This window comes from Actinopolyspora alba (assembly GCF_900112765.1).
GTDB lineage: Bacteria > Actinomycetota > Actinomycetes > Mycobacteriales > Pseudonocardiaceae > Actinopolyspora > Actinopolyspora alba.
In genome coordinates this window covers 391,759-404,715 of record NZ_FOMZ01000002.1, presented here as the reverse complement: position 1 = coordinate 404,715, position 12,957 = coordinate 391,759, and the positions used below count along the sequence as shown (strand labels likewise).

General features: G+C 69.9%; 9 protein-coding genes. 2 read left to right on the top strand and 7 right to left on the bottom strand.

Going from position 1 to position 12,957, the window contains the following annotated elements; all coding sequences use genetic code 11:
- Positions 1-24 precede the first annotated feature (24 nt).
- Together BM150_RS04425 and hutI are read left to right on the top strand one after the other, a co-directional pair.
- Positions 25-1,380: a formimidoylglutamate deiminase gene (locus BM150_RS04425; RefSeq protein WP_425427405.1), complete on the top strand. Its 1,356-nt coding sequence runs from the start codon at positions 25-27 to the stop codon at positions 1,378-1,380.
- 46 nt (positions 1,381-1,426) lie between these two features.
- Positions 1,427-2,587, top strand: a complete 1,161-nt coding sequence (gene hutI, locus BM150_RS04420; RefSeq protein WP_092924211.1) for an imidazolonepropionase — start codon at positions 1,427-1,429, stop codon at positions 2,585-2,587.
- 122 nt (positions 2,588-2,709) lie between these two features.
- Here the strand turns inward: hutI and BM150_RS04415 are convergent, their stop codons facing one another.
- The 7 genes from BM150_RS04415 to BM150_RS04385 all read right to left on the bottom strand — a co-directional run bounded on the left by BM150_RS04415 (position 2,710) and on the right by BM150_RS04385 (position 12,819).
- Positions 2,710-4,173, bottom strand: a complete 1,464-nt coding sequence (locus BM150_RS04415; RefSeq protein WP_092924208.1) for an aldehyde dehydrogenase family protein — start codon at positions 4,171-4,173, stop codon at positions 2,710-2,712.
- A 135-nt stretch (positions 4,174-4,308) separates the two neighbouring features.
- Entirely contained in the window at positions 4,309-4,782 is a 474-nt protein-coding gene (locus BM150_RS04410; RefSeq protein WP_092924205.1) for an Asp23/Gls24 family envelope stress response protein, read from the bottom strand.
- Positions 4,783-5,148: 366 nt separating this feature from the next.
- Positions 5,149-6,048, bottom strand: coding sequence for a LysR family transcriptional regulator (locus BM150_RS04405; protein ID WP_092924202.1), 900 nt, complete (start codon positions 6,046-6,048; stop codon positions 5,149-5,151).
- On the bottom strand, positions 6,045-7,247 hold the full coding sequence (locus tag BM150_RS04400; RefSeq protein ID WP_092924199.1) for a glycine C-acetyltransferase: 1,203 nt from the start codon (positions 7,245-7,247) through the stop codon (positions 6,045-6,047). Before BM150_RS04400 ends, BM150_RS04405 begins: the two co-directional genes overlap by 4 nt.
- A 3-nt stretch (positions 7,248-7,250) precedes the next feature.
- The gene (gene tdh / locus BM150_RS04395) at positions 7,251-8,282 is read right to left on the bottom strand and encodes an L-threonine 3-dehydrogenase (RefSeq protein WP_092924196.1); all 1,032 of its coding nucleotides are present in this window, start codon (positions 8,280-8,282) and stop codon (positions 7,251-7,253) included.
- 193 nt (positions 8,283-8,475) lie between these two features.
- Positions 8,476-8,691, bottom strand: a complete 216-nt coding sequence (locus tag BM150_RS04390; protein WP_092629793.1) for a DUF6104 family protein — start codon at positions 8,689-8,691, stop codon at positions 8,476-8,478.
- 309 nt (positions 8,692-9,000) lie between these two features.
- Positions 9,001-12,819: a multifunctional oxoglutarate decarboxylase/oxoglutarate dehydrogenase thiamine pyrophosphate-binding subunit/dihydrolipoyllysine-residue succinyltransferase subunit gene (locus BM150_RS04385; RefSeq protein ID WP_092924193.1), complete on the bottom strand. Its 3,819-nt coding sequence runs from the start codon at positions 12,817-12,819 to the stop codon at positions 9,001-9,003.
- Positions 12,820-12,957 lie beyond the last annotated feature (138 nt).

The following is a 12,957-nucleotide window of genomic DNA, read 5'->3' as shown; positions in this document are numbered from 1 at the left end:
GTCCGTCGGCCTCGACAACAGGCGGTGCCCGTGACACGAGAGGAGCTGCCCGAACGGATGTCCTACTGGTGCGAGTGGGCCTGGCTGCAGGACGGCCCCGTCCGTGACGTGCTGATCGAGACCGACGGTGCGCGAATCACCGGGGTCACCCCGGCGGTCGAACCACCGCCGGACACCCCACGACTGCGCGGCCTGACCCTGCCCGGTGCCGCGAACGTGCACTCGCACGCCTTCCACCGCGCGCTGCGCGGCAGGGGAGCGGAGCAACGCGGCACGTTCTGGACCTGGCGCGACCGGATGTACCGCGTGGCCGAGCGACTGGACCCGGACACCTACTACCGGCTGGCCCTGGGGGTCTACGCGGAGATGGTGCTGGCGGGGTTCACCGCGGTGGGGGAGTTCCACTACCTGCACCACGCCCCGGGCGGGCAGCGCTACGACGATCCCAACGCGATGAGCGCGGCACTGGTGGCAGCGGCCCGCGAGGCCGGGATCAGGTTGACCCTGCTGGACACCTGCTACCTCAGCAGCGGTTTCGGCTCCCCGCCGGAAGGGGTGCAGACCAGGTTCTCCGACGGCACCGCGGACGAGTGGGCCCAGCGGGTGCACGGATTCGACGGCAGCCACGACGGGGTGATCCTCGGTGCCGCGCTGCACTCGGTGCGGGCCGTGCCGAAAGCCGCCATGCCGGTGGTGCGCGAGTTCGCCCGCACCCGCGGGGTACCGCTGCACGTTCACCTGTCCGAGCAGCGTGCGGAGAACGACGCCTGCCTCGCGGTGCACGGTCGCACCCCCACCCAGTTGTTGGAGGAGCAGGGGATGCTGCGAACAGCCACCACGGCGGTGCACGCCACCCACCCGGCGGCGGGCGACATCGCCAGGCTGGGGCGCAGCGGCGCCGGGGTGTGCCTGTGCCCCACCACCGAGTCGGACCTGGCCGACGGGACGGGTCCGGCCGACGAGCTCTCGGTGGCGGGCTGCCCGCTGTCGCTGGGCAGTGACGGGCACTCGGTGATCGATCCGTTCGCCGAGGCACGTGCCGTCGAGTCGGGGATGCGGCTGCGCAGCGAGGTGCGCGGCCACTTCTCTCCGGACGAGCTCACGATGATGGCCACCGGCACCGGACATCGTGCGCTGGGCTGGCCGGACGCGGGCAGCATCGAGCTCGGCGCCCGCGCGGATCTGGTCACTCTGGACCTGGACAGCCCGCGAATGGCCGGGGTGCCCCCGCGTGCCGCTGTGACCGCGGCGACGTCGGGGGACGTGACCGATGTGGTCGTCGACGGCAGACGGGTGGTCCGCGAGGGCGTCCACCAGCTCGTGCCGGACGTGGCGGGCACATTGCGCGAAAGCATTCGGGAACTGGTCGAGGACTCGTGAGCGGCGAGGTTTCCGCGCGAGTCCACCCACGTGGCGAGGAAGATCGATGACGTCCACCCTTATCACCGGAATCTCCGAGCTGACCACCAACGACGAGGAACTGGGAACCCGGACCGACGCGGCCCTGGTGCTCGAAGGGGACCGGGTGGCCTGGGTCGGTGCGGCCGAGCGCGCGCCGCGGGCCGACGACCGCGTCGATCTCGAAGGGCGTGCCGTGCTGCCCGGCTGGGTCGACAGTCACACCCACCTGGTCTTCGCCGGTGATCGCACCGCCGAGTTCACCGCCCGCACGGCCGGACAGCCCTACACCGCGGGCGGGATCGCCGAGACCGTGCGCGCCACCCGCGCGGCCGACGACGAGCGGCTCGCCGCGAACCTGCGTGCCCACATCGCCGAGGCGGCCGCGCAGGGCACGACCTCGCTGGAGACCAAGACCGGCTACGGGCTGACCGTCGAGGACGAGCTGCGTGCCGCCCGCATCGCGGCGGCCGAGGTGGACGAGGTCACCTACCTCGGCGCTCATCTCGTGCCCCCCGAACGGGACGCCGAGGACTACCTGGACCTGGTGTGCGGGCCGATGCTCGACGCGGTCGCCGAGCACGTGTCCTGGTGTGACGTGTTCTGCGAACGCGGGGCGTTCGACGCCGAGCAGTCCCGCCGCGTGCTGCTGGCCGCTCGGGAACGCGGTCTCGGGCTGCGGGTGCACGGCAATCAGCTCGAACCCGGCCCGGGCGTGGCACTGGCGGTGGAGCTGGGAGCGGCCAGCGTGGACCACTGCACGCACCTCACCGGTTCCGACATCGCCGCGCTCGCCGGGTCGGGGACCGTGGCGACCCTGCTGCCCGCCTGCGACCTGTCCACGCGGCAACCGCTGCCGCCCGCGAGGGAGCTGCTCGACGCCGGGGCCACGGTGGCGCTGGCCACCAACTGCAACCCCGGCTCGTCCTACACCTCCTCCATGGCGTTCTGCGTCGCCACGGCGGTGCTGCAACTGCGGATGACCGTGTCCGAGGCGGTGTACGCGGCCACGCGGGGAGGTGCCCGGGCGCTGCGGCGTGACACCGGTTCGGGAGCGCTCGGCGTGCTGCGTCCGGGTGCCCGTGCCGATGTGCACGCGCTGGACGCCCCCGCCGCGTCCTGGCTGGCCTATCGTCCCGGGGTTCCACTGACCCACCGGGTGTGGCGGGCCGGACAGCCGGTACGTTGAGCGGACGCGCACCACTCGACCTCGGAGTGGGGAGGAGCGCTACTCAAGAGCGGGCCCAACGCGGCAGGGCGCCGACTCACGTGACGGCTATCCGGCCGGCTACGCGAAGTTCTCCCACAAGCCTAGAACGGGTACCGCGCCTGCCGTTCCCGGAAGGTGACCCAGCGGGTGTCGGTGAACGCCTCGACGCCGCTGCGCCCGCCGAAGTGGCCGAAACCGGAGTCCTTGATCCCGCCGAACGGCGCCTGCGGCTGATCGCCGACCGACTGGTCGTTGATGTGGAAGATGCCGGTCTCGACCCGCCGCGCGATCTCCCAGCCCTTCCGGGTGTCGGTGGTGATCACGCCACCGGTCAGCCCGTACGGCGTGTCGTTGACGATCCCGATCGCCTCCTCGACGGACTCGTACCCGAGCACCGTGGTGACCGGGCCGAAGATCTCCTCGGAGTGGATCCGGTGTTCCGGTGTGACCTCGCTCAGCACGGTCGGCCGGTACATCGCCCCCTCCGGCGGTTGCCCGCCGCAGTGCGCCACGGCTCCCCGAGCCAGTGCGTCGTCGACCAGCGAGGCGATCCGCCGCGCGGCCGGTTCGTCGATCACCGGGCCGATCACGGTGTCCCGCTCCCGGGGATCGCCGAAGGGGAGTCCGGCTACCTTCTTGCCCAGGCGTTCGCCGAACTCCGCCCGCATCGTCTCGGGCACCAGCACCCGGTCGGCCGACATGCAGATCTGGCCCGCGTTCATGAACGCGCCGAAGGTCACCGCGTCCACCGCGTAGTCCAGGTCGGCGTCGTCGAGCACCAGCACCGAGTTCTTGCCGCCCAGTTCCAGCACCGCGGGTTTGAGGTGGCGGGCGGCCTCGATACCGATGGAACGCCCGACCTCGGTGGATCCGGTGAAGTTGACCCGCCGGACCCTGCGGTCGGCGATCAGGGCGTTGCCGATCTCGGCGCCGTCCGCGCTGTCGTTGGTGACCACGTTGAGCACGCCGTCCGGCAGCCCGGCCTCCCGCAGGATCCCGGCCAGCCAGAGACCGGCCGCCAGCGGAGCCTGTTCGCTCGGTTTGAGCACCACCGTGTTGCCCATGGCCAGTGCGGTGGCGAACGAGCGGGTGCCGAGGATCAGCGGTGCGTTCCACGGCGCGAAGGCGGCGACCACTCCGGCGGGTTGACGCAGCGCGAAACTCCACTCGTCGGGGTCGGATGAGGTGAGCACCTCGCCGCGCGGTCCGGTGGTGGACGCGGCGGCCTCGCGCAGGATGTCGGCGGCCAGCTCCACGTTGAACATCGCCCACGGCCGGGTGCCGCCGACCTCGCCTGCCATCAGCTCGACGGCCTGTTCGGTGTACTGCCCCAGCAGGTCCGCGGCCCGCAGCAGGATCTCCCTGCGCCGCAGAGCCCCGGTGCGCGACCACTCGTCGAACGCGGCCGCGGCCGCGTCGACCGCCTCGGTGACATCGGAGACCGAGGCCGCCGCGACGGTGGCGAACACCTCGCCGGTCAGGGGGTCGTTGTCGGTGGTCCTTCGGCCGTCGGCCGCTTCCCGGAAGCCACCCCCGATGATCAGCTGTCGTTCCACAGGCGCCATTGCCGCTCGCTTTCGTCGAATCCTTCCTCCGCATCACACCACCGGTGGGCACCCGTGCGCATGCCCGGAGGTGGTATCGCTCCTCATTCGCAGCACGGTGTGCGCGCTCCGGCCGTGCTCACCGGGGTGCTCGACTCACTCGACCCGGGAGGACGCCGGTTCCGCCTCCTCGTCCTCGGAGGGCAGGTGGATGTCGTTGACGTCGATGTTGACCTCGATGACCTCCAGCCCGGTCATGCGTTCCACGGACTCGATCACGTTCCGCCGCACACTCCTGGTCAGCTCCACGATGGGCAGGCCGTACTCCACCACCACGTCCAGATCCACCGCCGTCTGCTTCTCGCCGACCTCGACCCGCACGCCCGAGACGGTCGAGGTGCCGCTGCCGCCGGGAATGCGTTCCCGCAGCGCGCCGAAAGCGCGGGAAACGCCGCCTCCCATCGCGTGAACCCCGGAGATCTCGCGCGCCGCGATCGCCGCGATCTTCTGCACCACCGTGGCGGCGATGCTGGTCCTGCCTTCCGAGGATTCGGCCGAAGTGCCCACCCGGACGGGCTGCCGGGACTCGGAGGAGTCGTTGTCGGCCCGCTCGCTGTCCTGCTGTGCCATGTGCCGTTCCTTTCGAGCCTGGCGTGATTCGCGGCTGCTCGCCGTCCTCCGCCGTGTGTCGGACGCCGGTCGTCGGACGTTTCCCCGACCCGCGGGTGTTCCGCGAGTATGCCGCATCTCACGCGCCGACGGCGCCGAACCGCCCCGCGCCGAACCGCCCCGCGCCGAACCACCCCGAGGGGGGATCCCCAACGCCTCGCTCCGAACCCCACCGCTCCCGCGGTCGGCACCGCCGTTCGGCTTCGGGGCGGCGTCGATTTCTCGCGAAATCGCCGCGCCGAAGCGACCGGCCCAACAACGCGGCGAGAGTCGGGTGAGAGGTTCCACCAGGCGACTACCCACGGAGACCGGGATGGCGAAATCCCGTCAGAGCTCTTCGGAGCAGGTGAGCAGGGCATCCAGCACCCGCCGGAGCAGCGGGTGCTCCTCCCTGCCGCGTCGCACGGCCGCGAAGACCCGCCTGGTGGGGACCCGGTCGCGCAACGGCCGCACCTCGGCGCCGTGCTCGGCGGGTATGGCGCTGCGCGGTACCAGCGCCATGCCCGTCCCGGCGGCCACCAGGGCCACCACCGCGTGGAAGTCGTCCGAGGTGTGGGTGATGGGTGGGGCGAATCCCGCGTCGGCGAAACAGGTCTGCGCCACCTCCCGGCAGGGGTTGCCCGGCAGCGGCGCGATCCAGTCGGACTCGCCGAGTTCGGTCACCGGCAGGCTCTCCCGCTCGCAGAGCGGATGGCGTGGTGGCAGCACCGCGTCGAACGGTTCGGCGTAGAGCGGATACCTGGTGAGCCGGTCCTCGTCGGACCGGACGGTCGCGCCGTACTCCATCGAGATCGCGATGTCGGTCTCGCCGGCCAGCAGCATGAGCAGGCTGTTGTGCGCCTCGGCGTCGCGCACCAGCACCGTCACCCCGGGCGCGGTGGCACGCAGCGCGGTGATGGACGGCGCCACCACGCGCGTGATGGCGGAGGCGAACGAGGCCACCTCGACGCGTCCGACGGTGCCCGCGGCGCAGGCCGCCATGCTGGCCTCGGCACGTTCCACCTCGGCCAGCACGGCCTTCGCGTGCTCGGTGAGCAGCTCCCCGGCCGCGGTCAGCTCGACCCGCCTGCCCCGGCGGATCAGCAGTGCCTGTCCCGCCTCCTGCTCCAGGGCGGTGAGCTGCTGCGAGACCGCGGACGGGGTGAGGTACAGCGTCTCGGCCGCCGCGCGCACCGTGCCGTGGTCGGCCAGTGCGCGCAGCACGGTCAGTCGACGCGGGTCAATCACCCGGCCAGCTTACCCGCCTTCTCCCGGGCACGGATGAACGCCGTGACGGCGTTCTCCACGTCCTCCGAGGTCAGCGCCGCGGACATCTGGGTGCGGATACGTGCCTTGCCGTGCGGCACGACCGGGTAGGAGAACCCGATCACGTAGACGCCCTCCTCCAGCAGCAGATCCGCCATCCGGCTGGCCTCGGCCGCGTCGCCGATCATCACCGGGATGATCGGGTGTTCCCCCGGGAGCAGGTCGAAACCCGCCTCGGTCATCCTGCGGCGGAACAACTCGCTGTTGGAGCGCAGCTGTTCCCGCATGCCCGGCTCCGAGGCCACCAGATCCAGCGCGGCCAGCGCGGAGGCCACGATCGGCGGGGCCAGCGAGTTGGAGAACAGGTAGGGCCGGGACCGCTGCCGCAGCAGCTCCACGATCTCCGGCCACGCCGCCACGTAACCACCGCTGGCGCCGCCCAGCGCCTTGCCGAGCGTGCCGGTGACGATGTCCACCCGATCGGTGACGCCGAACAGTTCGGGGGTTCCCGCGCCGTTGGGCCCGAGGAAGCCGACCGCGTGCGAGTCGTCGACCATGACCATCGCGTCGTGGCGCTCGGCCAGCTCGCAGATCTCGTCCAGCGGGGCCAGGTAGCCGTCCATGGAGAACACGCCGTCGGTGACGATCAACCGGTAGCGGGCGTCGGCGTGCTCGACCAGCTTTCGTTCCAGGTCGGCGGTGTCCCGGTTGCCGTAGCGCGCACGTCGCGCCTTGCACAGCCGGACACCGTCGATGATGCTCGCGTGGTTGAGCTCGTCGGAGATGATCACGTCCTGCTCGTCGAGCAGGCTCTCGAACAGCCCGGTGTTGGCGTCGAAGCACGAGCTGTACAGGATGGTGTCGCCGGTGCCCAGGAAGTCCGACAGGCGCCGTTCCAGCTCTTTGTGCGGGGCCTGGGTGCCGCAGATGAACCGCACCGAGGCCATCCCCAGTCCCCACTCGTCCAGGGAGTTCTTGGCGGCCTCGATCAGCTTCGGGTGATCGGCCAGCCCGAGGTAGTTGTTGGCGCAGAGGTTGAGCACCTCGCCGCTGCCCGCTTCCGAATCGACTCCCACGCGTGCCCGCTGCGGCGTTTCGAGGACGCGTTCCCGCTTGTACAGCCCGGCCGACCGGATCTCGTCCAGCCTGCCACGCAGTTCCTCGGCAGCTTTGCCGAACATCGGCTACTCCACCGTCCAATCCAGGATGATCTTGCCGCACTGGCCCTGTCGGGCAGTGTCGAAGGCTTTCTGGTAATCGCCGCTGGCGAAGCGGTGTGTGATCACCGGGCTCAGGTCCAGCCCCGATTCCAGCAGAACCGACATCGAGTACCAGGTCTCGAACATCTCCCTGCCGTAGATGCCCTTGATGGTCAGCATCTTCAGCACCACGGAGCTCCAGTCGATCCCGAAGCCCTCGGAGGGCAGGCCGAGCATGGCGATGTGACCACCGTGGGCCATGTTCGCGATCATGTCACGCAGCGCGACGGGCTGCCCGCACATCTCCATGCCGACGTCGAAACCCTCGGTCATGTCCAGCCGTTCCTGCACCTCGGTGAGGTCGTGCTCGGCGATGTTCATGGCGAGGTCGACGCCGATCCGGCGTGCCAGGTCCAGCCGGTACTCGCTGGCGTCGGTGATCACGATGTGCCGGGCGCCCGCGTGCCGGGCCACGCTCGCGGCCATCAGCCCGATGGGGCCCGCACCGGTGATGAGCACGTCCTCGCCCACAACGGGAAAGCTCAGCGCCGTGTGCACGGCGTTGCCGAACGGGTCGAAGATCGCGGCGACCTCGTGGTCGATGTGCTGGTGGTGCACCCAGCAGTTCGACTCGGGCAGCACGGCGTACTCGGCGAACGCGCCGTCGTAGTGCACGCCCAGGCCCTTGGTGTTGGCGCACAGGTGGCGCCTGCCCGCCAGGCAGTTGCGGCACCGGCCGCACACCACGTGCCCCTCGCCGCTGACCAGGTCGCCGACCTCCACCTGCCGCACACCGGCCCCGATCTCGACGACCTCGCCCACGAACTCGTGGCCCGCGATCAGCGGCGGGGTGATGTTCGCGGCGGCCCAGTCGTCCCAGCCGTCGATGTGCAGGTCGGTCCCGCAGATGCCGGTGCGCAGCACCCTGAGGACCACGTCTCGTGCGCCCGGCCTCGGGTCGGGGACATCGGTCATCTCGAGTCCCGGCCCGGCGGTGGGTTTCACCAGTGCTCGCACGGTTCCTCCAATTCCGCTGGCGATCCGGCGGGCTGTTGGCCCGTGGTTTGCCGCGGTCTGCCGCCGAAGCGCCGGTGAGCGCATCGGGATCGCCGATCCGGATTGTCTCCCCGTGTTCGGCGGCGGTCCAGCAGGACTTTCCGCACAGGCTGATAAGCGGGGCTGCACAGCGCGGTTCGGGAGCTGGGCGGGATCAGCTCTCCACGGCCTCGCTGACCTCTTCTTCCTCCGAATCGGCTTCGTCGCCCTCGTCCCTGGCGAGGAAGGTGGCCAGCCGGTCCACCGCGTCCTCGAACTCCGGGTTCGTGTCGACGAAGGCGCGCATCCTGTCGGCGAGCCAGGCCAGGTTCACCCGCTCGTCGCCGCGCTGTTCCTCCAGCTCCTCGAGACCACGATCGGTGAAATACACGTCGTCTCTCCTAACCGCTTCGCGTTCCCGATTTCGGGGTTCTCCGGCAGCGTAGGCAACCCGAGGTGGTTCGGCCCCACGGGGCGCTCGGGGTTCCTCCGGATTCCGCCGGAAGGGGGAAGGCGACCCGCCGCCCGAGCGAGCGGCCCTGCCGGTGTGCGGTACCGGGAACGGAAGCGGGCCGCCGATCCGTGTACGGATCGACGGCCCGCTCGAACTAACTACCCGATGTCGGGTCTCCCCGCGGCGAGAGCCGTGCGAGAGGTTCCGCCAAGCGACCAGCCGAGAAACCCGACCGGGAACGCCCGGTCAGTCGGCGAAGGCGTTGGTGATGACCTCCGCCTGCTCCACGTCGTGCACCTTCTTCAACCCGGTGGCCGGTGCGGCCATCGGACGGCGTCCGACGACCTTGAGCTTGCTCGCGAACTCGGGACCGAACTCGCGCGGCAGCGCCAGCCCGAGGAACGGCCAGGCACCCTGGTTGCGCGGCTCCTCCTGGGTCCAGCGGATCTCCTCGACGTTGGGGTAGCGCTCCAGCAGCCTGCCGAGCTTGCGGTGCGGCAGCGGGTAGAGCTGCTCCAGTCGGACCACGGCCGTGTCCTTCGCCTCCCGCTTGGCCTGCTCGGCCGCCAGCTCGTAGTACAGCTTGCCGGTGCACAGCACGAGCTTGCGAACCCCGGACGGGTCCGGCTCGCTCGGGTCGTCGATCACCGAGGCGAACTTGCCGTTGGTGAAGTGCTCGATCGGGCTGGTGGCCTCCTTGAGCCGCAGCATCGACTTGGGCGTGAACACCACCAGCGGCCGGTCGATGCCGTCCATCGCGTGCCTGCGCAGCAGGTGGAAGTAGTTCGCGGGAGTGGAGGGCATCGCCACCGTCATCGACCCCTCGGCGCACAGCTGCAACCACCGCTCGATGCGGGCCGAGCTGTGGTCCGGGCCCTGCCCCTCGTGGCCGTGCGGCAGCAGCATCACCACGTCGGAGCGCTGGCCCCACTTGGCCTCGCCGGAGGAGATGAACTCGTCGATGATCGACTGGGCGCCGTTGAAGAAGTCACCGAACTGCGCCTCCCACAGCACCATGGCGTCCTGGTGCGCCACCGAGTAGCCGTACTCGAAGCCCACCGCCGCGAACTCGGACAGCGCCGAGTCGTAGGTCAGGAACTTGGCCTGGTCGGGGGAGAGGTGCTGCAGCGGGGTGTACTCCGCACCGCTCTTGCGGTCGATGACCACCGCGTGCCGCTGGCCGAACGTCCCGCGCCTGGTGTCCTGCCCGGTCAACCGCACCGGGTAGCCCGAGGTGGTCAGCGACCCGAGCGCCAGCAGCTCGCCGAACGCCCAGTCGATGCCGCCTTCCTTGCCCATCTTGGCGCGCCGCTCCAGCACCGGCTTCACGCGCGAGTGCGGGGTGAAGCCCTCCGGCAGGTCGATCTGCGCCTCGGCGATCCTGCGCAGCTCGTCCTCGGATATGCCGGTCTCCAGCTTGGCCGGGATCTGCTGCTCCGACTCCACCGAGGGGCTCGGCTCGGGCGGGTGGTTCTCCAGCTCGCGCACCTCGTTGAACACGTGCTCCAGCTGGTTGGCGTAGTCCTTGAGCGCCTTCTCCGCCTCGTCGACGGTGATGTCGCCGCGTCCGATCAGCGACTCGGTGTAGGTCTTGCGGACGCTGCGCATCTTGTCGATCGCGTCGTACATCGCCGGCTGCGTCATCGACGGGTCGTCACCCTCGTTGTGCCCGCGGCGGCGGTAGCACACCATGTCGATGACCACGTCCTTGCCGAAGGTGTTGCGGTACTCCACGGCCAGCTTGGCGACCCAGACGCACGCCTCGGGGTCGTCGCCGTTGACGTGGAACACCGGCGAACCGGTCATCTTCGCCACGTCGGTGGAGTACTTGCTCGACCGCCCCGACTCGGGGGTGGTGGTGTAGCCGACCTGGTTGTTGATGATGACGTGCACGGTGCCGCCGGTGCGGTAGCCGCGCAGCTGCGAGAGGTTCAGGGTCTCGGCGACCACGCCCTGCCCGGCGAACGCGGCGTCGCCGTGCAGCAGCACCGGCAGCACGGTGAAGCCCTCCTGACCCTTGTCCAGGATGTCCTGCTTGGCGCGGACGATGCCCTCGAGCACCGGGTCCACCGCCTCCAGGTGGGAGGGGTTGGAGGTCAGCGACACCTTGGTCTCGCCGTCGCCGAACATGCGGAAGTACTTGCCCTCGGCGCCGAGGTGGTACTTCACGTCGCCGGAGCCGTGCGCCTGGCCCGGGTCGAGGTTGCCCTCGAACTCCTGGAAGATCTGCGCGATCGGCTTGCCGACGATGTTGGCCAGCACGTTGAGCCTGCCGCGGTGCGGCATGCCGATGACGACCTCGTCCAGCTCGGAGGTCGCCGAGGAGTCCAGCACCGCGTCCAGCAGCGGGACCACCGTCTCGGCGCCCTCCAGCGAGAACCGCTTCTGGCCGACGTACTTGGTCTGCAGGAAGGTCTCGAACGCCTCGGCGGCGTTGAGCTTGGACAGGATGTACTTCTGCTCGGACTGGACCGGCTTCTCGTGCGGCTTCTCGACCCGGTGCTGCAGCCACTCGCGCTCGTCCGGCTCGAGGATGTGCATGTACTCCACGCCGACCGTGCGGCAGTAGGAGTCCCGCAGGACCCCGAGCACGTCGCGCAGCGACATGTGCTCCTGGCCCGCGAAGCCGCCGACCGGGAACTCCCGGTCCAGGTCCCACAGCGTGAGGCTGTGCGAGAGGACGTCGAGGTCCTCGTGGCGCCGCTGCCGGTAGTTCAGCGGGTCGATGTCGGCCATCAGGTGACCGCGGGTGCGGTAGGCGTCGATGAGCTCCAGCACCCGGGCGGTCTTGTCGACCGCGCCCTCCGGGATGTCGGTCGACCAGCGGACCGGCTCGTAGGGGATGCGCAGCGAGGAGAAGATGTCGTCGAAGAAGTTGTCCTCGCCCAGCAGCAGCTGGTGCACCTTGCGCAGGAACTCGCCGGACTCCGCGCCCTGGATGACCCGGTGGTCGTAGGTGGAGGTCAGCGTGACGATCTTGCTGACGCCCATCTCGGTCAGGGCCTTCTCACTGGCCCCCTGGAACTCGGCCGGGTACTCCATGGCGCCGACGCCGATGATGGCGCTCTGGCCCTGGGTGAGCCGCGGCACCGAGTGGTTCGTCCCGCTGGGACCGGGGTTGGTCAGCGAGATCGTGGTGCCGGCGAAGTCCTCGGCGGTGAGCGCGTTGTTGCGCGCCTTGCGGATGATGTCCTCGTACGCCTGCCAGAACTGGTAGAAGTTCATGTTCTCGCAGGCCTTGATGGAGGCAACCACAAGATTGCGGGAGCCGTCCTTGCCGGGCAGGTCGATGGCCAGCCCGAGGTTGATGTGCTCCGGCGTCACCACGGCGGGCTTGCCCTTGGCGTCCTCGCCGTAGTGGCGGTTCATGCCGGGGAAGTCCCGCAGCGCCCGAACGAGGGCGTACCCGATCAGGTGGGTGAACGAGATCTTGCCGCCCTTGTTCCGCTTCAGGTGATTGTTGATCACGATGCGGTTGTCGAACAGCAGTTTGGCCGGGACCGCGCGGACGCTGGTGGCGGTCGGCACGGTCAGCGACTGCTCCATGTTCTTGGCGATCGCAGCGGCGGGCCCGCGCAGCGTCTTGGTCTCCTCGCCGCCGGACTCCTCCTTGACGGGAGCGGCCTTGGCTGCCTCCTGCGGGGAGGGCTTGGCGGACTGCTGCGCCCCGGACGGTTGTGAAGTGGCCGAGCGGCCGCCTCCGTCCTGCTGCGTTCCCGCCTGCCCGGAGGTGGTGCGCTGCTGGTCTCCGTTCGCTCCCTGCCGGGTGGCGGTCTGCTGCGCGTCACTCGCCGGTGGAGTCGTCGTGGTCGTGCGGGCACCATCGTCGTGCACCTGACCATTTCGCTCACCGGACTTGGTGGCGGTCGCGGTCTTCTGGCCTGTTGTTGCGCCTGTCGCCGCAGCGGCGGACTCGGTTGCCGAGTGCCCCGCCGGACGGTAGTCCGCGAAGAACTCGTGCCAGGCGGAGTCTACCGATGAGGGGTCGTTGAGGTACTGCTCGTACATTTCCTCGATCAACCACTCGTTGGGGCCGAACTGTGACGCAGGGCTGCTGCTGGACACGGCTGGCGTTCGCCTCGATCCATCTGCTCGTGGTTTTTCAACGCTCGCAACCCAGGCTAACGCTTCCGGGGTGTTCGGTTGGGTATGTCCCGTGCACTCCGGTCGGGTTCCGTGCCGTTCCGAATCGATCAGGTCGTT

Excerpts from the sequence above, each read along its gene's own strand:
- BM150_RS04415 (WP_092924208.1), bottom strand. The coding sequence starts at position 4,173 with ATGGCGCCTGTGGAACGACAGCTGATCATCGGGGGTGGCTTCCGGGAA.
- BM150_RS04400 (WP_092924199.1), bottom strand. The coding sequence starts at position 7,247 with ATGTTCGGCAAAGCTGCCGAGGAACTGCGTGGCAGGCTGGACGAGATC.
- BM150_RS04410 (WP_092924205.1), bottom strand. The coding sequence starts at position 4,782 with ATGGCACAGCAGGACAGCGAGCGGGCCGACAACGACTCCTCCGAGTCC.
- hutI (WP_092924211.1), top strand. The coding sequence starts at position 1,427 with ATGACGTCCACCCTTATCACCGGAATCTCCGAGCTGACCACCAACGAC.